The 20,664-nt window shown below is 73.8% G+C and carries 19 protein-coding genes; 6 read left to right on the plus strand and 13 right to left on the minus strand.

Going from position 1 to position 20,664, the window contains the following annotated elements; translation table 11 throughout:
- Positions 1–448: cbb3-type cytochrome c oxidase subunit I (locus tag BLS67_RS00005; protein ID WP_242653641.1), on the minus strand; the 448-nt coding region annotated here is incomplete at its 3' end.
- 281 nt (positions 449–729) lie between these two features.
- Between BLS67_RS00005 and BLS67_RS00010 the strand changes: the two genes are divergently transcribed.
- Positions 730–999: a GlsB/YeaQ/YmgE family stress response membrane protein gene (locus BLS67_RS00010; RefSeq protein ID WP_091237640.1), complete on the plus strand. Its 270-nt coding sequence runs from the start codon at positions 730–732 to the stop codon at positions 997–999.
- Positions 1,000–1,106: 107 nt separating this feature from the next.
- Here the strand turns inward: BLS67_RS00010 and BLS67_RS00015 are convergent, their stop codons facing one another.
- Complete coding sequence (locus tag BLS67_RS00015) at positions 1,107–1,952, minus strand: putative RNA methyltransferase (RefSeq protein ID WP_091237643.1); 846 nt, start codon at positions 1,950–1,952, stop codon at positions 1,107–1,109.
- The gene (locus BLS67_RS00020) at positions 1,949–2,458 is read right to left on the minus strand and encodes a metallophosphoesterase family protein (protein WP_242653643.1); all 510 of its coding nucleotides are present in this window, start codon (positions 2,456–2,458) and stop codon (positions 1,949–1,951) included. Before BLS67_RS00020 ends, BLS67_RS00015 begins: the two co-directional genes overlap by 4 nt.
- 87 nt (positions 2,459–2,545) lie before the next feature.
- Here BLS67_RS00020 and BLS67_RS00025 point away from each other — a divergent pair, with 87 nt between their 5' ends.
- On the plus strand, positions 2,546–4,048 hold the full coding sequence (locus tag BLS67_RS00025; RefSeq protein WP_242653644.1) for an MFS transporter: 1,503 nt from the start codon (positions 2,546–2,548) through the stop codon (positions 4,046–4,048).
- 12 nt (positions 4,049–4,060) lie between these two features.
- Here the strand turns inward: BLS67_RS00025 and BLS67_RS00030 are convergent, their stop codons facing one another.
- The 3 genes from BLS67_RS00030 to BLS67_RS24250 form a co-directional block, all read right to left on the minus strand.
- Positions 4,061–5,023: a cytochrome c oxidase assembly protein gene (locus BLS67_RS00030; RefSeq protein ID WP_091237647.1), complete on the minus strand. Its 963-nt coding sequence runs from the start codon at positions 5,021–5,023 to the stop codon at positions 4,061–4,063.
- A 78-nt stretch (positions 5,024–5,101) separates the two neighbouring features.
- Complete coding sequence (locus BLS67_RS00035; protein WP_091237649.1) at positions 5,102–6,037, minus strand: cation diffusion facilitator family transporter; 936 nt, start codon at positions 6,035–6,037, stop codon at positions 5,102–5,104.
- Between the two features lie 115 nt (positions 6,038–6,152).
- On the minus strand, positions 6,153–7,322 hold the full coding sequence (locus BLS67_RS24250) for a M23 family metallopeptidase (RefSeq protein WP_242653646.1): 1,170 nt from the start codon (positions 7,320–7,322) through the stop codon (positions 6,153–6,155).
- Positions 7,323–7,716: 394 nt separating this feature from the next.
- Here BLS67_RS24250 and BLS67_RS00045 point away from each other — a divergent pair, with 394 nt between their 5' ends.
- Positions 7,717–8,934 carry an MFS transporter gene (locus tag BLS67_RS00045; protein WP_091237652.1) on the plus strand — a complete coding sequence of 406 codons (1,218 nt, stop codon included), beginning with the start codon at positions 7,717–7,719 and terminating at the stop codon, positions 8,932–8,934.
- 53 nt (positions 8,935–8,987) lie between these two features.
- Here BLS67_RS00045 and BLS67_RS00050 read toward each other — a convergent pair whose 3' ends face one another.
- Together BLS67_RS00050 and BLS67_RS00055 are read right to left on the minus strand one after the other, a co-directional pair.
- Entirely contained in the window at positions 8,988–10,391 is a 1,404-nt protein-coding gene (locus BLS67_RS00050; protein ID WP_091237655.1) for an MFS transporter, read from the minus strand.
- A 147-nt stretch (positions 10,392–10,538) separates the two neighbouring features.
- Positions 10,539–11,180 (minus strand): TetR family transcriptional regulator, encoded by a 642-nt coding sequence (locus tag BLS67_RS00055; protein ID WP_091237657.1) that lies wholly within the window; start codon positions 11,178–11,180, stop codon positions 10,539–10,541.
- 95 nt (positions 11,181–11,275) lie between these two features.
- On the opposite strand from BLS67_RS00055, the gene BLS67_RS00060 reads away from it, so the two are divergent.
- A complete protein-coding gene (locus BLS67_RS00060; RefSeq protein ID WP_091237660.1) occupies positions 11,276–12,160 on the plus strand; it encodes a shikimate dehydrogenase in 885 nt (294 codons plus the stop codon).
- Positions 12,153–13,982, plus strand: coding sequence for a bifunctional sugar phosphate isomerase/epimerase/4-hydroxyphenylpyruvate dioxygenase family protein (locus BLS67_RS00065; RefSeq protein WP_091237662.1), 1,830 nt, complete (start codon positions 12,153–12,155; stop codon positions 13,980–13,982). Before BLS67_RS00060 ends, BLS67_RS00065 begins: the two co-directional genes overlap by 8 nt.
- Here BLS67_RS00065 and BLS67_RS00070 read toward each other — a convergent pair.
- From BLS67_RS00070 to BLS67_RS00085, 5 genes are all read right to left on the minus strand, one after another.
- Positions 13,930–15,285: a D-arabinono-1,4-lactone oxidase gene (locus BLS67_RS00070; protein WP_091237666.1), complete on the minus strand. Its 1,356-nt coding sequence runs from the start codon at positions 15,283–15,285 to the stop codon at positions 13,930–13,932. The genes BLS67_RS00065 and BLS67_RS00070 overlap by 53 nt on opposite strands.
- The gene (locus BLS67_RS00075) at positions 15,282–16,901 is read right to left on the minus strand and encodes an ABC-F family ATP-binding cassette domain-containing protein (protein ID WP_091237669.1); all 1,620 of its coding nucleotides are present in this window, start codon (positions 16,899–16,901) and stop codon (positions 15,282–15,284) included. Before BLS67_RS00075 ends, BLS67_RS00070 begins: the two co-directional genes overlap by 4 nt.
- A gap of 33 nt (positions 16,902–16,934) precedes the next feature.
- Positions 16,935–17,060 carry a hypothetical protein gene (locus BLS67_RS24655; RefSeq protein WP_278247094.1) on the minus strand — a complete coding sequence of 42 codons (126 nt, stop codon included), beginning with the start codon at positions 17,058–17,060 and terminating at the stop codon, positions 16,935–16,937.
- A 20-nt stretch (positions 17,061–17,080) separates the two neighbouring features.
- Positions 17,081–18,226, minus strand: coding sequence for a dimethylsulfone monooxygenase SfnG (gene sfnG / locus BLS67_RS00080; RefSeq protein WP_091237673.1), 1,146 nt, complete (start codon positions 18,224–18,226; stop codon positions 17,081–17,083).
- Positions 18,227–18,419: 193 nt separating this feature from the next.
- A complete protein-coding gene (locus BLS67_RS00085) occupies positions 18,420–19,004 on the minus strand; it encodes a class I SAM-dependent methyltransferase (RefSeq protein WP_091239053.1) in 585 nt (194 codons plus the stop codon).
- 157 nt (positions 19,005–19,161) lie between these two features.
- Between BLS67_RS00085 and BLS67_RS00095 the strand changes: the two genes are divergently transcribed.
- Positions 19,162–20,664, plus strand: a complete 1,503-nt coding sequence (locus BLS67_RS00095; RefSeq protein WP_091237678.1) for an FUSC family protein — start codon at positions 19,162–19,164, stop codon at positions 20,662–20,664.

Below are 20,664 nucleotides of genomic sequence, written 5' to 3' on the forward strand. Positions count from 1 at the left end.
AGGCGAACCAGCCGAAGTCCGCGGCACCACCGGGGGTGAAGAACCCCGAGATCATGATCAGACCGCCGAACAGGAACAGCCAGAACGAGAACGCGTTCAACCGCGGGAACGCCACATCCGGCGCCCCGATCTGCAACGGCAGGATCAAGTTCGCGAACGCGAAGAACAACGGCGTCGCGAAGAACAACAACATCACCGTGCCGTGCATGGTGAACAACTGGTTGTACTGCTCATTCGACAAGAACTGCAGACCCGGCCGCGCCAGCTCACCACGCATCAGCATGGCCATCAGCCCACCGACCATGAACCAGGAGAACGACACGGCCAGGTACATCAAGCCGATCGTCTTGTGATCAGTGGTCCGCAGCAGCATCGACAGCCGCGAACCCTTCTCGGCCACATGAACCGGACTCGGACGGCTCACGATCGGAGCGGGGGCGATCGTCACAGGGGCGAGAGTAGACGGTCGCGCAGGCGACCGTGCGGCAGACCGGCGCCACCCCGCACCGCGTCTCCCCACCGACCTGGAGCCGTTCCACAACAGTGGGTCGACAGGACAGCTCTACGGCAGGAAATCCGATTTCTGCAGGCAGGTGTTGCCAAGCAGCCTCGGGCGTGACGGTCAGAACGTGACCCGTCCGAGGTTTTGCCGGGGCTCAGCGTGGACACATCTCCACCTGTGCCGGGAGAGACCGGCACGGCACCACCCCGTCACCCCAGGAGGTCCTCATGGTCTGGAACATCATCGTCCTGCTCGTCATCGGTCTCGTCGCCGGCTTCATCGCCCGCGCCGTGATCCCCGGCTCGCAGAAGCTCTCCATCGTCGCCACCATCGTGCTCGGCATCGTCGGCTCGCTGGTCGGCAACCTGCTCGGCAGCCTGATCAGCGGCAACGGGTTCGAGCTGGGCACCGCCGGCTGGATCGGCTCCATCGTCGGCGCGATCATCGTGCTCGGCGTGTACGTCGCGGTCACCGGCCGCAAGTCCGTCCGGCGCTGACCCGGGGCGGCGCACGCCGCTCCCGTCGCCCCGTCCCCGGGGCGCGAACGCAGGACCTCCGACGGGGGCCCGGTCCCACAGACCGGGCCCCCGTTCGTGTTCCCGGATCAGGCCGGTCGGTAGGTGCCCACGTCCACGGCGACGGTGACGGTCACCGGCTCGGGCAGGGCGGCCAGCGCGGCGGCGAGCGCCCCCTCGCCCAGGTGCCGCGCGTGCGGGCCCATGCCGACGAGCACCCGCACCGCGTCCCGGCCCAGCGACAGCACCTGCCGGTGGGTGACGGCGGCGACCGGTACCAGGTGCGGCTCCAGCGCGCCGGCCAGCCGGCCCGCCTTGTCCGGGTCCACCGACAGCAGACCCAGGGGCCCGACCAGCTCCCCCAGGTGCTCCGCCGCGGGGGTCACCACGACCAGCCGGCCGGCCGGGTGGAGCACGCGGGCGGTCTCGGGACCGTTGCGCGGAGCGAAGACGACCAGCACCCGGTCCACCGACGCATCGCGCACCGGGATCCCCGCCCAGGTGTCGGCGACGACGGCCATCGCCCGCGGGTGGGCGCGGGCCGCCCGGCGTGCCGCGTACCGGGAGACGTCCAGGGCGACGCCGACCGCGTCGGGGGCCCGGTCGAGCACCCCGGCCAGGTGCGCCCCGGTCCCGCCACCCAGGTCCAGGACGGTGCGCGGGGGGCCGTCGGCGAGCACCGCGTCCGCCAGGGTCGCGGTGATCCCGGCGTAGTGGCCGGCGGCGAGGAAGGCCACCCGGTCGGCGACCATCTGCGCGGAGTCCCCGTCGTGCGGGCTGCCGGACGGCGGCAGCAGCGTGACGTGGCCCTGCCGGGCGCGGTCGAACGCGTGCCCGGCCGTGCACCGCAGGCCGGCGCCGTCGGGGGCCAGCCCGGCCCCGCACACCGGGCAGGCCAGCAGGGCGACGGCTCGCGGCGGGAGCGGCGGGCTCATGCGCGCCCCGGCAGCCGGTGCAGCACGACGTCGCGCAGCTGTCCCCCGTCGGCCACCGCGGTGAGGTAGCTGCAGTGCGGCTGCCGGCGGCGGTCCGTGGGCGAGCCGGGGTTGAGCAGCCGGAGCCCGGTCGACGTCGTGGTGTCCCACGGGATGTGGCTGTGCCCGAAGACCAGGACGTCGACGTCGGGGAACCGGGCCGAGCAGCGCACCTCCCGACCCTTCGCGTCGCCGGTCTCGTGGACGACGGCCAGCCGGACGCCGGCCACCTCGACGCGGGCGATCTCGGGCAAGCGCTCGCGCAGCACCCCGTGGTCGTTGTTGCCGTGCACCCCGACCAGCTGCCGCGCACGCTGCTCGAGCTCGTCCAGCAGGGCCACGTCGACCCAGTCACCGGCGTGCACGACGACGTCGGCGGCCGCCACCGCCGACCAGAGCGGAGGCGGCAGGTCGTGCGCCCGTGCGGGCAGGTGCGTGTCGGCCATCACCACCAGCGACACGGACACGCGCCCATCGTCGCAGGGCGCTACGTTCCAGCCGCCGGCCGACGTCGTCCGCCCAGGAAACCCACCGCTCCCTCATCGAGGACACCTGTGACCGACCCAGCCAGCGCGACGACCGACCACCACCCCTACCCGCAGCGGTGGCTGGCGCTCGCCGTCATCGCCGTGACCGTGCTGATGATCGTGCTCGACGCGACCATCGTGAACATCGCGCTGCCCGCCGTCTCCGTCGACCTGGACATCAGCGAGGCGAACCAGCAGTGGATCGTCACCGCCTACACGTTGACCTTCGGCGGCTTCCTGCTGCTGGGCGGACGGATCGCCGACTTCTGGGGCCGCAAGCGCACCTACCTCGTCGGCGCCGTCGGCTTCGCGCTGGCCTCCGCGCTCGGCGGCCTGGCCACGAACGAGGCGCTGCTGTTCGCCGCCCGCGCCCTGCAGGGCACCTTCGGCGCGCTGCTCGGCCCGGCGTCGCTGGCCCTGATCACCGTGCTGTTCACCGACGCCGCCGAGCGGGCCAAGGCCTTCGCCGTCTACGGCGCGATCGCCGGTGGAGGCTCCGCGGTCGGTCTGCTCCTGGGCGGGGTGCTCACCGAGTACGCCGACTGGCGCTGGTGCTTCTGGGTGAACGTGCCGATCGCCGTGCTCGCGGTCGTCGCCGCGTGGCGGATCGTGCCGGAGAGCAGGGCCCCGGGCGAGACGACGTACGACGTCCCCGGTGCCGTGCTGGTCACCGTCGGGCTGGCCTCCCTGGTCTACGGGTTCACTAAGGTCGCCGAGGCCGCGCAGTCCGGCGACGGCGGCAGCCCGTGGGCGAACGGGCCGGCGCTGACCTTCATCCTGGTCGGGGCGGCCCTGGTCGTGGCCTTCGTCGTCGTCGAGTTCCGGGTGCGCAACCCGCTGCTGCCCATGCGGCTGGTGCTCGACCGCAACCGCGGCGGCGCCTACCTGACAGCCACCCTCGTGGGCGCCGGGCTGATCGGGTCGTTCTTCTTCCTCAGCCTGTACTTCCAGCAGGTGCTGGGCTACACCCCGGTCAGCGCCGGCTTCGCCTCCCTGCCGGTGACCGCCGGGGTGCTCGTCGCGGCCGGCACCGCGAGCCAGCTGGTCCCCCGACTCGGCCCCAAGCCGCTCATGGTGGCCGGCGGGGTCTTCGCCGCCGGCGGGTTGTTCACGCTGTCCTTCCTGGGCCTGGACACCGCCTTCTGGCAGGTCGCCCTCCCGGGCCAGGTGCTGCTGGGGCTGGGGCTGGGCTTCACCTTCGTGCCGCTGTCGAACCTGGCCCTGGTCGGGGTCGGCGAGCACGACGCCGGCGCCGCGAGCGCGGTGCTGCAGGCCGTGCAGCAGGTGGGGGCCTCCATCGGGACGGCGCTGCTGGCCACCTTCTCGGTCACCGCGATCACGAACTCGCTGGCCGAGCGCCCCCCGACGCAGGAGGACCCCACGGCCGCGTTGGTGGCCCAGGTCGACGGGTACACGACCGCGTTCACCTGGGGGGCGGGCTTCCTGCTGGTGGCGGCGCTGGTCTCGGCCGTCCTCGTCCGGGCGAGCAAGGACGACCTGCCGACCGGTGCGGCGGTGCACGCCGGCTGAGCCGGCCGGCGGTCAGCGCTCGCTGGCCGCCAGGGCCCGCAGCCGGGCGTTGTAGGCGTCCAGCTCGGCGTTGCCGACCCGGTCGATGGTGCGGTCGCGGGTCCGGTTCCGGCGGGTCTCGGAGCCGGCCCACTGGAAGAAGACGACGGCCAGCACGAGCACGGTCGGGAGCTCGCCGAAGGACCAGGCGATCGCCCCGGCCGTGTTCTGGTCGGCCAACGGGTCGACGCCCCAGCCGGCCGGCGGGGTCGCGAAGGTCTCGACCAGGAGGCTGCCGGCCATCATGATCGCCACGCCGAAGAAGGCGTGGAAGGGCATGGGCAGCAGCAGCTCCAGCATGCGGCCGGCGTGCCCGGTGGTCCGGGGCCAGGGGTCCGCCCCGAGGATCGGGCCGAAGAACAGCAGCCCGGTGACCAGGAAGTGCGCCAGCATGACCTGGTGGCCCAGCGGGTCGGCCATGAGGTCGTCGAACAGCGGGGTGAAGTAGACGCCGTACAGGCTGACGACGAACAGCGGGATCGTGAAGCCGGGGTGGCTGAGGAACCGGGCCACCCGGCTGTGCAGGACCTCGAGCAGCAGCGCCCGGGGTGCGCCCGCGGCACCGCGACCGCGGGGCAGCGCCCGCAGCGCCATCGTCACCGGCGAGCCCAGGAGCAGCAGCAGCGGCGACACCATCGACAGCACCATGTGCTGGGCCATGTGCACGCTGAAGAGCACCATCGAGTAGCCGTGCAGCTCGGTGCCGGTGACCGCGAACAGCGACACCGACCCGGCCACGAAGGACAGCGTGCGCCACCACGCCCAGCGCACACCCGCGCGCCGCAGCCGGGCCAGGCCCACCAGGTAGGCCGCGAGCGCGAGCACGGTCAGGACGGCGATCCAGGACCAGCCGTCGATGTGCGGGGTGAACAGCCGTGCCCAGGTCGGCGGATCGGTGGGCATCCACATGTCGGAGTGGTCGTGCACACCGTCCATGGTGCACCCGATGCAACGGCCCCGTCGCAGGGCCCCGCGGCGTGCGGAGCGCGTCGTGGGGGGCGACGGGGTCCTTCCTCAGTCGTGGACGGGGGCCTCGTGCTCGCGGTGGGAGGCCGACTCCAGCTGGAAGGTGCAGTGCTCGACGTCGAAGTGGCCGCCGAGGCAGGTGCACAGGGCGTCGAGCACCCGTCCGCCGTGGCCGTCGGCGAGGACGACGTCGTCCACCACGACGTGGGCGGAGAGGACCGGCAGCCCGGAGGTGATGGTCCAGGCGTGCAGGTCGTGCACGTCGACGACACCCGCGACGCCCAGGATGTGCGCCCGGACGTCGGCGAGGTCCACCCCGCGCGGGGCGGCCTCGAGCAGCACGTCCAGCGCGTCGCGCAGCAGGGACCAGGCCCGGGGCAGCACCAGGGCACCGACCGCCAGGGAGGCGACGACGTCCGCCCCGGTCCAGCCGGTGGTGAGGATGACCACCGCGGCCACGATCACCGCGACCGACCCGAGGGCGTCGCCGAGCACCTCGAGGTAGGCCCCGCGCATGTTCAGCGACTCACCCTGGCCCTCGCGCAGCAGCAGGAGCGAGACCAGGTTGGCCACCAGACCGAGGACGGCGACCCCGAGCATGAGGCCCGACCGGATCTCCGGGGGGTCGCCGATGCGCCGGATCGCCTCGACCACCACGTAGCCGCCGACGCCGAGCAGCAGCAGGCCGTTGCCCACCGCGGCCAGCACCTCGATGCGCTGCCAGCCGAAGGTGCGGCGACCCGAGGCCGGCCGCTGGGCGAGCGTGACGGCGCCGAGGGCCAGGGCGATGCCCAACGCGTCGGTGGCCATGTGGGCCGCGTCGGCCAGCAGCGCCAGGGACCCCGAGAGAACGGCACCGACGGCCTGGACGACGAGCACGGTGCCGGTGATGGCCAGGACCAGGCCCAGCCGGCGCCGGTAGCCGGCCGAGACGGTGCCGCCGGCCGGGACGTGGGCGTGGGAGTGCCCGTGGTCGTGGCCCATCAGCCGACGATCCCGTATGCGTCACCGTGCATACCAGGAGTGTGCCCCACGGACGACGAACGCCCCACCCCGGGGTCGGGGTGGGGCGTTGGCGGGACCCCGCGGGGTCGAGGAGCTAGGAGACGACGACGCCGCGCTCGGCCAACCACGGGATGGGGTCGATCTTCTCGCCGTCGATGCCGCCGACGTGCACCTCGAAGTGCAGGTGCGGGCCGGTGGACTGACCCCGGCTGCCCAGCAGCGCGATCGTCTCGCCGGCCTGCACGACCTGGCCCTCGGTCACCAGGATGGTCTCCATGTGGCCGTAGACGGTCACGTCGCCGTTCTCGTGCTGGATGTACACGGCCTGGCCGAAGCCGCTGGCCGGCCCGGCCTTGATGACCACCCCGTCCATCGCGGCGTACTCGGGGGTGAGCATCGGGGCGGCCAGGTCGATGCCGGCGTGCAGCGTGCCCCAGCGGTAGCCGAAGGTGCTGGACAGCCGGGCACCGTCGACGGGGAGGACGGCCTTGGGCCGGGCGGCCTCGGCGGCGGCGTCGATCGCGGCCTGGTCGGCGGCGGCCTGCGTCTGCGCCGCAGCCTCCTGCTCGGTCTCGCGTTGGGCGCGGCTGGCGGCCATCTGCTGGAGCTGGGTCACGGCGTCCGTCTCCGCCACCGCGGCGTCGGGGGTGGCCTGCAGGCCCAGGGCGTCGGCGACGCTGGTGACCTCGGCGGCGGTGGCCTCGGCGGCGGTGACGGCGGGGTCGGCCTGCGCCTCGGTACCCCCGGTGGTCAGCAGACCCACGCCGGTGGCGCCCACGAGGGCGGCGGCCAGGTAGAGGGTCGGCTTGCGCATCCGGGCCGGACCCGACGGGGCGGCGGAGCGGGGGGCCTTGGGCTGCCGGTGCCGACCGCGGGGCACCCGGCCCTCGGCGATGGCGGCGATGATCTCGGCCGCGGACACCTCGACGTCCTCGCGGGGCTCGTCGGCCAGGACGACGTCGCCGTCGAGCGCCTCGGCCAGGGCGACCGGCTCGGCGTCGGGGTCGAGGTCGTCGGTCAGCGCACGACCGGCCCGGCGGGCGACCTCACGGACGGCGGCGTCGTCGGCCGGCGTCGGGGAGGGGGCGACGGCCGGGACGACCTGGACGGTGCGGCCGGCGCCGTAGCCGTACTCGTCGGCCCACACGCCGACGATCGCGTTCCACTCCCCGGTCGAGGGGTTGCGGGTGTCCAGCGACAGCGCTCCACCGAGCTGTTGCGGCCCGTCCGTGACCAGGAGGTGTTCCGGGTGTTGCGGCTTCATGCACCTGGCTCTCGTTGCGTTTACGGGGGGTGGGCGGGGCCCATGTAAACATGACGTGACCTGGCCGTGACCAGGCTCCAGGTCACATTGGGGCAGTTTCGTGGGATACGTCACCACCAGACCTGCCAATCGGCCACCCTGCGTCACGTCTTGAATGCACAGCGCCCGGAGTGACGCCGCACCGTCGTGCAGGTGGACGGAACGTGAGCACCCGGGCACGCTTGGTCGGACCGCGACCGCCGCGGGTGTCTGTGTGTGTCCAGCAGGTACGGAACCGTTTCGGACCGGTTGATCCCGCACGTGACCGGACTCATGGCCGCAGCTGGATGGCCGCGGGGGGGTCGATGGCCTTGGCTGTGGGGTGGACCCCGTCGCCCCTCTGCAGAGGACTGCTGTGCCCCGCGCCCTGCTCGCCCTGTCCATCGGTGCCTTCGGCATCGGCACGACCGAGTTCGTCGTCATGGGCATGCTGCCCGAGATCGCCGACGGCCTCGGGGTCTCCGTGTCCGCCGTGGGCCTGCTGATCAGCGCCTACGCGGTAGGCGTCGTCCTCGGGGCGCCGACGCTGACGGCGCTGGGCGTGCGCTTCACCCCGAAGCAGACGCTGATCGGCCTCATGGTGGTCTTCGTCGTCGGCAACGCGCTGTCGGCCCTGGCCCCGACGTACGGCACGCTGGTCGGTGCGCGCGTGCTCACCGCCCTCGCCCACGGCTCGTTCTTCGGCGTGGGTGCCGTCGCCGCCCGCCGCCTCGTCCCGCGGGACAGGGCGACCCAGGCGATCTCCCTCATGATGGTCGGGCTGACGCTGGCCAACGTCGTCGGTGTGCCGCTGGGCACCTTCGTGGCCCAGCAGACCAGCTGGCGGCTGGTGCTGGCCGCGTGCGCCGTCATCGGGCTGGTGACCATCGCCGGGCTGGCCGCGTGGATGCCGGCGGTGAGCGGTGAGCGGACCGACCTGCGCAGCGAGCTGCGGGCCTTCCGGCGTCGACAGGTCTGGATGGTGCTGGGCGTGACGATGATCGGCTTCGCCGCCCTGTTCGCCGTCTACTCCTACGTCTCCCCCATCCTCACCGAGCTGGGCGGGCTGACCGAGGGCTGGGTGACCCCGGTCCTGGCGCTGTTCGGCATCGGCACCACGATCGGCACCCTGGCCGGCGGCAAGCTCGGCGACCGGTACGGGCTCCGGTTCGTCGTCGTCGGGTTGCTGGTCAGCGCGCTCCTGCTGGTCGGCTTCGCGCTCACCGCCCGGACGCCGGCCGCCGCCGTCGTCCTGCTGGTGGCCTTCGGCACCGTGGCGTTCGCCGCCGGTCCGGTGGTGCAGAACAAGGTGATCGACGCCGCCCGCGTGCGCGGGGGGTCGTTGGTCTCCGCGGCGAACCAGGGCGCGTTCAACGTGGCCAACGCCCTCGGCGCGGCACTGGGCGCCGGCGTGCTGTCCGCGGGCCTGGGCTACACGGCCCCGATCTGGGTCGGCGCCGTCCTCGCCCTGGCCGGGACGGCGGTCTGCCTGGTCGCGCTGCGCACCGAGCGGTCCGACGCCCGGACGCCGGACCCGGTGCTCGTCGACGTCGACACCTGGGAGCGGGTCACCGCCGCGGCCGCCGTGCGCTGAACCCCACCGGGTCGACGACCCGGTGGGGTTCGGCGGCGGGTTCCGCGGCGGACTCAGACGGTCTGCGCGATGCGCTCCTCGCCGCCGCTGCGCAGCCGCTCGTACTCGGCCTTCTCGATCGGCACGGCGCCGGGCTTGCCGAGGTCGTCCAGGGCCACCCGGAAGGTCTCGCGGGCCGAGAAGGCCGCGATCGCCACGGCGATCCCGATGCCGAGCACGATGCTGCCCACGATCAGCGGCACGTTGGACTCCGGCGGGGCGATCGCGGCGAACAGCGAGGGCAGGAACGCGGTGATCATCGTGCCGATGTTCTGGCTGACCGCGAAGCCGGTGACGCGGGTCCGGGTCGGGAACAGCTCCTGGTAGAAGCTCGGGAAGACCGCGTTGTAGCCCTGGTAGACCGTGCCCCACATGATGATCGCGAACACGAAGGCCAGCACCACGTTGTCGATGCTGATGGCGTGCAGGTAGGCGTAGGCCATCGCCGTGGACCCCAGCGAGCCGACGATGATGCAGGGCCGCCGCCCGATGCGGTCGGACAGGTTGCCGATGAAGGGGATCAGCACCATCGCGACGAGGTTGCCGGCGACGGAGATCCACAGGTAGGTGGCCGTGGAGAACCCGACGCCGTAGGCCTCGCTGGTGGCGTAGGTGGCACCGAAGACGGTGGCGGTCAGCGGCACGGCGTTCATCAGCGCCATCACGACCACCCGCAGCATGTCGGCACCGTTCTCCTGCACGACCTGCACGATCGGCGCCTTGGGCACCTCGCCGGTCGCGGCCTTCTCCTGGAAGGCGGGGGTCTCCTCGACCTTGCGGCGCACGACCAGGCCGATCACGATCACGACCGCGCTGAGCAGGAACGGGATCCGCCAGCCCCAGGACAGGAAGGCGTCCTCGGGCAGGACGGCGGCCAGCGGCAGGAAGATGGCGGCGGCCAGCAGCTGCCCGCCCTGCACGCCCTGGAGCGTGAAGCTGGTGTAGAAGCCGCGCTTGCCGAAGGGGGCGTGCTCCATGGTCATCGTGCTGGCGCCGGCGATCTCGCCGCCGACGGCGAAGCCCTGGACCAACCGCATGAGCACCAGCAGCGCCGGGGCGAGCACGCCCACCTGGCCGTAGGTGGGCAGCACCGCGACCAGCAGGGTCGAGATGCCCATCATCAGCATGCAGAGCACGAGCATGTTCTTGCGGCCGTGGGTGTCGCCCCAGTGGCCGAGCACGAAGGCGCCGATCGGGCGGGCGACGTAGCCGACCCCGAACGTCGCCAGCGACGCGACGACGGCGACCTGCGGGTCGTCGGCCGGGAAGAACACGGTCGGGAAGACCAGGGCTGCGGCCTGGGCGTAGATGAAGAAGTCGTAGTACTCCAGCGCACTCCCCAGCCAGCCGCTCAGCGCGGCCCTCACGGGTGTCCGCTTGACGTGCGGGGTGGCCGGGGGACTCGAGGTCGCACTCATGCGCAGGACTCCTGGATCGGTGGCGGCGGTGCCGGATCGCGGCTTATGTACCAACTGGTTAGTACGACGCAGAGGATGGGGTGGCCCGCATCACGGTGTCAAGACCCGGGTCCCACCCGGGCGCGTCGGGGACCGACGGACGGCGGCTCACACCACCAGGTACTTGACCACCAGGTCCGCCAGGAGCTGCCGCTGGTGCTCGCGCCTCGACGGGGCGAGCATGTCGCGGCCGAAGAGGGCGCCGAAGGTGTGCTGGTTGGCCGTGCGGAAGATGCAGAAGCTGCTGATCACCTGGTGCACGTCGAGGGCGTCGGCGTCGGCCCGGAACACCCCGGTGGCGCGACCGCGGTCGAGGATCGCGCCGAGGACGTCCAGCGCCGGGTTGGCCAGGTTGGACAGGACGGCGGAGCCGGCGATGTGCTGGCCGTGGTGGATGTTCTCGATGCTCACGAGCCGGATGAAGTCCGGGTGGGCCTCGTGGTGGTCGAAGGTGAGGCCGGCGAGCTCGCGGATGGCCTCGACGGGGTCGAGGTGCTCGACGTCGAGCTGCTGCTCCAGAGCGCGGATGCGGGTGTAGGCGGCCTCGAGGGCGGCGACGTAGAGCTGCTCCTTGCCCCCGAAGTAGTAGTAGATCATCCGCTTGGTGGTGCTGGTCTTGGCGGCGATCACGTCCACCCGGGCGCCGGCGTAGCCGGAGTGGGCGAACTCCTCGGTCGCGACCGCGAGGATCTCGGCGCGGGTCCGCTCGGCGTCGCGGGTGCGCTCGGGGGTCCCTGCCACGTCGGTCACGCCGTGGAGCCTAGAGCCGGGGACTGGTGCGCCGGGCCGCGGTGTGGTGTCCTGGGTCGCAGCAACTCACCATTTGGTACATACGGAGGTCGCTCGTGAACCAGCCCCGTCCCGGCACCGTCGTCGGGCTCATCGGCTCGGGCATCGGGCCCTCCCTCAGCCCCGCGCTCCACGAGGCCGAGGCCGACGCGCTGGGCCTGCGGTACGTGTACCGCCGGCTGGACATCGACGTCCTGGGCAGGGCGCCCGAGGAGGTCGGCGAGCTGGTCCGGGCCGCCCAGCTGGCCGGCTACGACGGGCTGAACGTGACCCACCCGTGCAAGCAGCTGGTCATCGAGCACCTCGCCGACCTCTCCCCCGACGCCCTCGCCCTGGGCGCGGTCAACACCGTGGTCTTCACCGACGGCCGGGCGGTCGGGCACAACACCGACTGGTCCGGCTTCGCCCGCAACGTCGACCGCGGCCTGCCCGACGCCGCCGTGGACCGGGTGGTCCTGCTGGGTGCCGGCGGGGCGGGGGCCGCGGTCGCGCACGCGCTGCTCACCCTGGGCACCGACCGGTTGACGGTGCTGGACGTCGACCGCAGCCGCGCCGAGCAGCTGGCCGACCAGCTGGTGGCCCGGTTCGGCGCGGGCCGTGCCGACGGCGGCGACCTCACCGCGCTGGACACCGCCCTGGCCGCGGCCGACGGGCTGGTGCACGCCACCCCCACGGGCATGGCCGCCCACCCGGGCTCCCCCGTGCCCGCCGAGCTGCTCCGCCCCGAGCTGTGGGTGGCCGACATCGTCTACCGACCCCTGGAGACCGAGCTGGTCCGCACCGCCCGCGAGCGCGGCTGCCGGGTGCTCGACGGCGGCGGCATGGCGGTCTTCCAGGCGGTCGACTCGTTCCGGCTGTTCACCGGCCTGGAGCCCGACGCCGACCGGATGCTGGCCCACTTCGCCACCCTGGTCGCGCCCGCGGACTCCCCCGTTGGCTGACCGCACGACCCGGCGTCGGGCCGTCGCCACCGTCTGCCTGTCCGGCACGCTCGAGGACAAGCTGACCGCTGCGGCCGGTGCCGGGTTCGACGGCATCGAGGTCTTCGAGCCCGACCTCGTGGCCTCCCCCTGGTCACCGGCCGAGCTGGCGGCCCGGTGCGCCGACCTGGGCCTGTCGGTCGACCTGTACCAGCCCTTCCGCGACCTGGACTCCACCGACCCGGCGACGGTGCGGCGCAACCAGCGGCGGGCCCGGGTGAAGTTCGACGTGATGGCCGACCTGGGCGTGGACACCGTGCTGGTCTGCTCGGCCGTGGCCCCCGACGCCGTCCGGGACGACGACGAGCTCACCGCCCAGCTGGCCGCCACCGCCGACCTGGCCGCCGACCGCGGCCTGCGGATCGCCTACGAGGCGCTCGCCTGGGGCACCCACGTGTCCACCTGGGACCACTCGTGGCGGGTCGTGCAGGCCGCTGACCACCCGGCGCTGGGCCTGTGCCTGGACTCCTTCCACGTGCTCTCCCGCGGGGGCGACCCGGCCGGCTTCGCCGCCGTCCCGGGCGAGAAGCTGTTCTTCCTGCAGCTGGCCGACGCCCCGCAGCTGGCGATGGACGTGCTGCAGTGGTCCCGCCACCACCGCCTGTTCCCCGGGCAGGGCGCGTTCGACCTGCCGGCGTTCCTGGGCGCCGTCCTGGCTGCCGGGTACGGCGGACCGCTGTCGCTGGAGGTCTTCAACGACGTCTTCCGCCAGTCCGACCCGGCCCGCACGGCGGTCGACGCGATGCGCTCGCTGCTCGCGCTGGAGGCCGCGTTGCCGGTGGACCCGCTGGTCCTGCCCGCGGCGCCGGAGCTCACCGGGCACGCGTTCACCGAGCTGGCCGTCGACGGCGTCTCGGGGCCGGTCGTGGCCGAGGTCCTGGACCGGCTGGGGTTCGCGCACACCGGGCAGCACCGGTCCAAGCCGGTGCAGCTGTGGGAGCAGGGGGCGGCCCGCGTCCTGCTCAACGCCGGGGTCCGGACGGCGGACGGCGAGGCCTCCGTCGTCGCGCTGGCCGTCGAGTCGGCCGACCCCACCGCCTCGGCGGCCCGGGCCGAGGCGCTGCTGGCCCCGGTGCTGCCGCGGTCCCGTGGCAACGCCGAGGCCGAGCTGTCCGCCGTCGCCGCCCCGGACGGCACCCAGGTGTTCTTCACCCGCACCGGTCCCGACGGCTGGCCCGCCGACTTCCTGCCCACCCACGCGACCGCGCCCGGCGCCGGGCTGACCCGCACCGACCACGTCGGGCTGACCCAGCCCTTCGACGCCTACGACGAGGCCGGGTTGTTCTACGACTCGGTGCTCGGCCTGGACCCCGGCAGCGGCACCGAGGTCGCCGCCCCCTTCGGCCTGGTGCGCTCCCGCGGGGTCACCACCCCGGACCGCGCCGTCCGGCTGGCGCTGTCGGTGTCGCTGCTGCGCCGGGGCGGCGGCTGGACCCCCGGCGTCCCCGACCCGCAGCACGTCGCCTTCGCCACCGACGACGTCGTCGCCACCGCCCGTGCCCTGCGGGCAGCCGGCGCCCCGCTGCTGGCCGTGCCGGCGAACTACCACGACGACCTCGACGCACGGCTCGAGCTCGACCCAGCCCTGCTGGCCGACCTGCGCGAGCACGGGCTGCTCTACGACGTCGACCCCGACGGCGCCTTCCTGCACCTGTACACCGAGGTGCTGGGCGGTCGGGTCTTCTTCGAGGTGGTGCAGCGGCTGGCCGGGTACGACGGCTACGGGGCGGTCAACACCCCGGTGCGGATGGCCGCCCACCGACGGGCCCGCGCTCGGGGCTGACGGCACCCAGCACGCGGTCGAGGTAGGCGTTCGAGAGCACCCCGGTGGGGTCCAGCCGGTCGCGCACGGCGACGAACTCGGCGAACCGGGGGTACCGCTGCGCCAGGGCGCCGGCGTCCAGGTCGTGCTCCTTGCCCCAGTGCGGTCGGCCGCCGACCTCGCCGGCCAACGCCGCGAAGGTCGTGAAGTAGTCGGTGGGGTCGCTGCGGGCCGGCACGTGGACGGCGACGTAGGCGGTGTCCCGGCCCTCCGAGGTCGACAGCGGGACGTCGTCGGCCGCCGCGTAGCGGACCTCGGTGGGGATGGGCAGCCGCCACCCGCGCGCCTGGGTCAGCCGGGCCAGCTCGCGCAGCAGGTGCGGCACGGCCTCGCGGGGCACGGCCTGCTCCATCTCGCGGAACCGGAACCGGCGCGTGGAGACGAAGACGCGGTGCGAGAGGTCGGTCGCCGTCCGCGGGCTCAGCGCGGTCGAGGCGAACCGGGCCAGCGGGGGGACCAGTGCGGGGACGGCGCGGCCGGCGGCGATCAGCCCCGAGTAGGCGCCGTTGGCCAGCAGCTCGTCCTCCCACAGCGCCTGCCACCGGGGCAGCGGCGACAACCCCTCCGAGACCGGCACGCGGGTGTTGCGCTTGGTCAGGCACATCGCCGTGTGCGGGAACCAGTGGAACTCGACGTGGTCGGTGGAGGTCATGAAGCCGTCGAGGTCCTCGAGCACCTCGGCCAGCGGCATCGGCCGCTCCTCCATGTGCAGGGCGAACGCCGGCTCGGCCTGCAGGGTGACCGTGCTCAGGACGCCGAGCGCGCCCAGCCCGACCCGGGCGACGGCGAACACGTCGGCGTTGGCCGCGGCCGCGCAGTCGAGCACCGCGCCGTCGGCGGTGACCAGCTGGAGGGCGCGCACCTGGGTGGCCAGCCCGCCGAACCGGGCGCCGGTGCCGTGGGTTCCGGTGGACAGCGCGCCGGCGATCGTCTGCCGGTCGATGTCGCCCAGGTTCGTCAGCGCCCAGCCCTCGCGGGCCAGCACCGCGTTGAGCCGGTGCAGCGGCATGCCGGCCTGCGCGGTGACCAGGCCGTCGGCGGTGATGTCGACGAGGTCGGCGTGCCGGTCGAGCACCAGCTGCACCTGCTCGGGCCGGCCGATGCCGGAGAAGGAGTGCCCGCTGCCGATGGGGCGCACCTGGCGGCCGGCGACCGACGCCTCGTGCAGCACGGTGGCGATCTCACCGGTCGTGCGCGGCCGGACCACCTCGACGCCGGCCGCCCGCTGGTTGCCCGCCCAGTTCCGCCACCGCACGGGCGTCATCGTGCCCGCTGCACCCGGGCCTCGTCGAACACCGGCTCGGGTGTCTCGCGCACCCGGCCGTCGGAGCCGAAGACGAGGAACCGGTCGAAGGACCGGGCGAACCAGCGGTCGTGGGTGACCGCGACGACGGTGCCGTCGAAGGCGGCCAGCGCCTGCTCCAGCGACTCGGCGCTCAGCACGTCGAGGTTGTCGGTGGGCTCGTCGAGCAGCAGGAGCGTGGCGCCCGACAGCTCCAGCAGCAGCACCTGGAACCGGGCCTGCTGGCCACCGGACAGCGAGCGGAACAGCGAGTCGCCGGCGGCGGCCAGCCCGTAGCGGCGCAGCACGGCCATCGCCTTCCCGCGGTCGATGCCCGGCCGGCCCGGCTCGCCGTGCCAGAGCAGGTCGGTGAGGGTGCGCTCCATCCACTCCGGGTGGGCGTGGGTCTGCGCGAAGAACCCGGGGACGACGCGGGCGCCCAGCTTCCAGGTTCCGGTGTGGTCGACGTCCTGCCCGGCCAGCAGCCGCAGGAAGTGCGACTTGCCGGCCCCGTTGGAGCCCAGCACGGCGACCCGGTCGCCGTAGTCGAGCTCGACGTCGAAGGGCTTCATCAGCCCGGTCAGCTCGAGGTCGGCCGCGACCAGCACCCGCACACCGGTGCGGCCGCCCTTCAGCCGCATCGCCACCTCCTGCTGCGGCGGGCGCTCGGGCGGTGGGCCCGCTGCCTCGAACTTGGCCAGCCGGGTCTGCATGGCGTGGTACCGGTTGGCCATGTCCGGGGAGTTGGCGGCCTGCTGCTGCATGGTGCGGGTCAGGTCGACCAGGCGCTGGTGCTCCTCCTCCCACCGCAGCCGCAGCTCGGCCATCCGCTCGTGCCGGGCCTCTCGCGCGGCCGGGTAGGTCTGCCAGTTCCCGCCGTGCACCCACGCCGTCCCGCCCTCGACGGTGACCACCCGGGTGGCGACGGTGTCCAGCAGCTCGCGGTCGTGGCTGACGAACAGCACGGTCTTGCGGGTCTCGGCCAGCCGCGCCTCGAGCCAGCGCTTGCCGGGGACGTCGAGGTAGTTGTCCGGCTCGTCGAGCAGCAGCACCTGGTCGGGCCCGCGCAGCAGGCACTCCAGCGCCAACCGCTTCTGCTCACCGCCCGACAGCGTCTGCAGCTCGCGGTACTTGCACTGCTCGTAGGGGACGCCGAGCGCGGCCACGGTGACGGTGTCCCAGGTGACCTCGACGTCGTAGCCGCCGACGTCGCCCCAGTGGGCCAGGGCGTTGGCGTAGGCCATCTGCGCCGGCTCGTCGTCGCGCTCCATCATCGTGAGCTCGGCGGCCTCGACGGCGTGCCAGGCCTCCCCCACCGCCGGCGGGGCCAGGTCGACGAGGAACTGCTGCACGCTCGTGGCGTCGCGGACCGAGCCGATGAACTGGCGCATCACGCCCAGGCCGCCGACCAGCGCGACCGAGCCCGAGTCGGGGGTCAGGTCGCCGGTGATGATCCGCAGCAGCGTGGTCTTGCCGGCGCCGTTCTCGCCCACCAGCGCGGCGACCGCGCCGTCGCCGACGCGGAAGGAGACGTCGTCCAGCAGGACCCGCCCGTCGGGCAGGGTGAACCGGATCCCGGTGACGTCGACGTATCCCACGGCGTCCAGTCTCCCGGACGCCGTCCAGGCGGTTCAGCCCAGCAGCATCGAGAAGAGCACCGCGCCGGCGGCGAGCACCATGGCGAGCACGATGACGCCGGCGACGAGCCGCTGGCGCCGCCGTCCTTCTTCCCCGTTGGTCCCGCCCATGCCGAGCATGGGCGGGACCGTACCCGGGATCAGACGGTCGCGGCAGGCTGGAACTGCGTGGGGGCGAAGCCGGCGGCCTGCTCCATCTCGCGCACCAGCGGCAGCACCTTCGCGCCGAAGTACTCGATCTCCTCCTGGAAGTGCAGGAAACCGGCCAGGAACAGGTCGACGCCGTGCCGGCGGAACTCGACGATGCGCTCGGCGATCTGCTCGGGGGTGCCGATCAGGTTGGTCTTGAAGCCGTCGTTGTACTGGACCAGGTCCTCGAAGGAGGAGTCGGCCCACATGCCCTTCTTGTCCCCGGTCGAGCTGCCGGCCTGCTGCACGGCGTCGCGGAACCCCTCGACGGCGGGCTTGTTGGCCTTGGCGACGATCTCGCGCAGGGTGTCGTGCGCCTCGGCCTCGGTGTCGCGGGCGATCACGAACCCGTTGAGCCCGAACCGGACGCGGCGGCCCAGCGGGTCGGCCACGGCGCGCACGTCGCGGATCTGCTCGTCGATGCCGGCGAGGTCCTTGCCGTTGGAGAAGTACCAGTCCGAGACGCGGCCGGCCATCTGCCGGGCGGCGGTCGAGTTGCCGCCCTGGAAGATCTCCGGGTGCGGCCGGCCGGGCGACGAGAGCGGCTTGGGCTTGAGGTCGAAGTCGCGGAACCGGTAGAAGTCACCGCCGAGGGTGTAGCCCTCCTCGGTCCAGATCCCGCGCAGCGCGGAGATGAACTCCTCGGACCGGCGGTAGCGCTCGTCGTGCTCGAGCCACGGCTCGCCCATCGCGGTGAACTCGCCCTTGAACCAGCCCGAGACGACGTTGACGGCGAACCGGCCGTTGCTCATGTGGTCGGCCGTGGCGCCCAGCTTGGCCAGCACACCGGGCTGCCACATGCCGGGGTGCACGGCGGCGATGACCTTGAGCCGCTCGGTGGCCAGCAGCAGGCCGAGGGAGAAGGAGGTGGACTCGTGCTGGAACTCGGCGCCGTAGCTGGCCATGTAGCGGACCTGCGAGAGGGCGTACTCGAAGCCGACCCGCTCGGCCGTCTGGGCGAGCTTCTTGTTGTAGTCGAAGCCCCAGTCGGTGCGCTGCTCGATGGTGGAGGTGACCAGGCCGCCGCTGACGTTGGGGACCCAGTAGGCGAACTTGGCCGCCTGCAGCTCGTCCTCGGGGGTGTTCGGTGCGCTCATGCCAGGGGTGTCCTCACGCGAGGGGATGTGGGGGACGTGCGGGTGCGCTGGACGCGCAGGGTGGATCCGGTCCGGGAGCGAACGCTCAGCGCAGACAGGCAGTGGTGCACACCAGGGCGAAGTCGACGACGCGGCGTCGAGTCAGCTCCTGGGTCCGCACGTCCCCAAGGAAACCACACCGACCTGGTGGTCTTCAGCCCGAGACGGGACGGCGACCCCACAGCAGGGTGTCCAGGGCCGTCCCCGCCTCGACCTCGCGGGGCAGCTGCTCGAGCCGGTCGACCTCCAGCAGCGCCGCCACGGGGGCCAGCCGGTCGACCGAGTGCAGGATGGCCGGGTCCTGCGGGCCGCCCACCCCGCGGGTGATGTTCTCGACGTCGTGGCCGAGCACGAGCAGCCGCCCGCCCGGGCGCAGCCAGCCCACCGCCCGGGTGAGCAGCTCGGTGGTCTCCGGCTCGGGCAGGTGCAGGTAGGCGACGACGACGAGGTCCAGCGACGAGTCGGCGGCCCGCCAGGCCAGCGCGTCGGCCACCGCCCAGACGACGTCCCGGCCGTGGGTGGTGGACCGGCCGCGGTCAAGCCCGACCGCGCTGAAGTCGACGGCGGTGACCCGCCAGCCCCGGGCGGCCAGCCACAGCGCGTGGCGGCCCTCCCCCGCAGCCAGGTCGACGGCCGCGCCCGGCGGGAGGTCGGCGCACAGCTGCGCCACGACGGCGTTCGGCGCGGCCGACCACTGCTGCTTGTCGGCGTACCGGGCGTCCCAGTCGGTGGCGTGCACGGCGGGCAACCTAGCCGCCGTTCCTGTGCTGCGGGGCAGTGCCGATCGCGCCCCACCACCGGTCCACCCGTCCGGGTGGCGTGAGGCCGGTCGCGGGCTTCCGCTGGGTGGGGCCGACGCCGACCGGACGGCGCTGCCGACCGCCGAGGATGGTGCCGTGCCCCCCGCCGTCCGCCGCGCCCTCCCCCACCTGGTCGGCCGCCGTCCTCCGACGGCCGCCGCGCTGTGGGCCGCCGGCGGGCGCAAGGCGCTGTCGGCCGGCATCTCCGTCGCGGTCCCCCTGGGCGTGGGCGTGGCCACCGGGCACGCCGACCTGGGCTCGGCCGCCGCCCTGGGCGGGCTCACCGCGATCTACGGCCACCAGCTCTCCTACCGCCGCCGGGCCCGGGTGGTCGCCGGGTGCGGCGCGGTGCTGGTGCTCGCCGTCGCGCTCGGCGGGCTCACCGGCGGCACACCCTGGCTGCTGTCGGTGGTGCTCGGCCTGCTGGCGGGCGCGGCGACCGCGGCGACGGCGGTGCTGCGGATCGGGCCACCGGGTGCGCTGGGCGTCGTCCTGGTGGGCGGCAGCGCGAGCGCGCTCGGTGCGGACCCCACCGTGCTCGCCGGGCACGTGGCCGCTGCCGCGGTCGGCGCGCTGCTGGCCTGGGTCGTGGTGCTGGTGCCCTGGCTGTGGGACCCGGCCGGGCCCGAGCGCCGGGCGGTGGCCGCCGCGGAGGCCGCGGTCGCCGGCACCGGCCTCCGCCCGGCCGTCGTCGCCCGCACGATCCGGACCGCCGACGCCGCCGTCGCCGGGGGCAGCCGCCGTCGCCCCTCGCTGCGGCCCCGGGTGCGGGCGTTGGAGGAGCGGTTCCTGCGCGAGCTGCCGGCCGCCGACGTCCCCGCCCCACCGGAGGCGACCGACCCCGCGCCCGGGTCGCGCGCCGCCCCCGCCTGGCTCTGGACGACGGTGCGCATCACCGTCGGGGTCACCACGGCCGGCCTGCTCGCGGCCGGTCTCGGGCTGGCCAGCACCTACTGGGCGTCGACCACCGCGGTGGCGGTGCTGCTGGGCACCGACGCGCGGGCCACCCGATCGCGAGCCGTGCACCGGATCACCGGCACCCTGGTCGGCATCGGCATCGCGGCCGTCCTGCTGGCCGCCGACCTGCCGGTGGGGGTCGAGGTGGCCGTGGTCGGGCTGCTGCTGGTCGGGGTGGAGCTGCTCGTGGCCCAGCAGTACACCCTCGCCGTCTCCTTCATCACCCCGCTGTCGCTGCTGCTGGTGCACGTCGGCGTGCCCGGTCGTGCCGGCTCGGAGCTGATCACCACCCGGCTGGTCGAGACGCTGGTCGGCATCGCCCTGGCACTCGCCGCGGGGCTGCTGCTCCTCCCCCGGGCAGCCAGCCGACGGCTGCCGGCGGTCGTGACGACGGCCGGTGCGCGCACGGCGGCACTGGTCGAGGGCGCGGGCGACGAGCCCGCGCTCCGCGCCGCGCTGGACGACCTGAACGAGACGGCGACGGCCGCCCGGGCCGAGCTGCGACCGGCGCCGGGGACGGCGGCCTGGCTGCACCGGGGGCGGTGGACCAGCGACCTGGGGTGGGGGCTGCTGGCCGCGCGGTCACGCGGCGAGGACGACCTGGCCGCCGCGCTGGCCACGCGGGTCCGCACCGACGGCTGA

Source organism: Klenkia soli (assembly GCF_900103975.1).
GTDB lineage: Bacteria > Actinomycetota > Actinomycetes > Mycobacteriales > Geodermatophilaceae > Klenkia > Klenkia soli.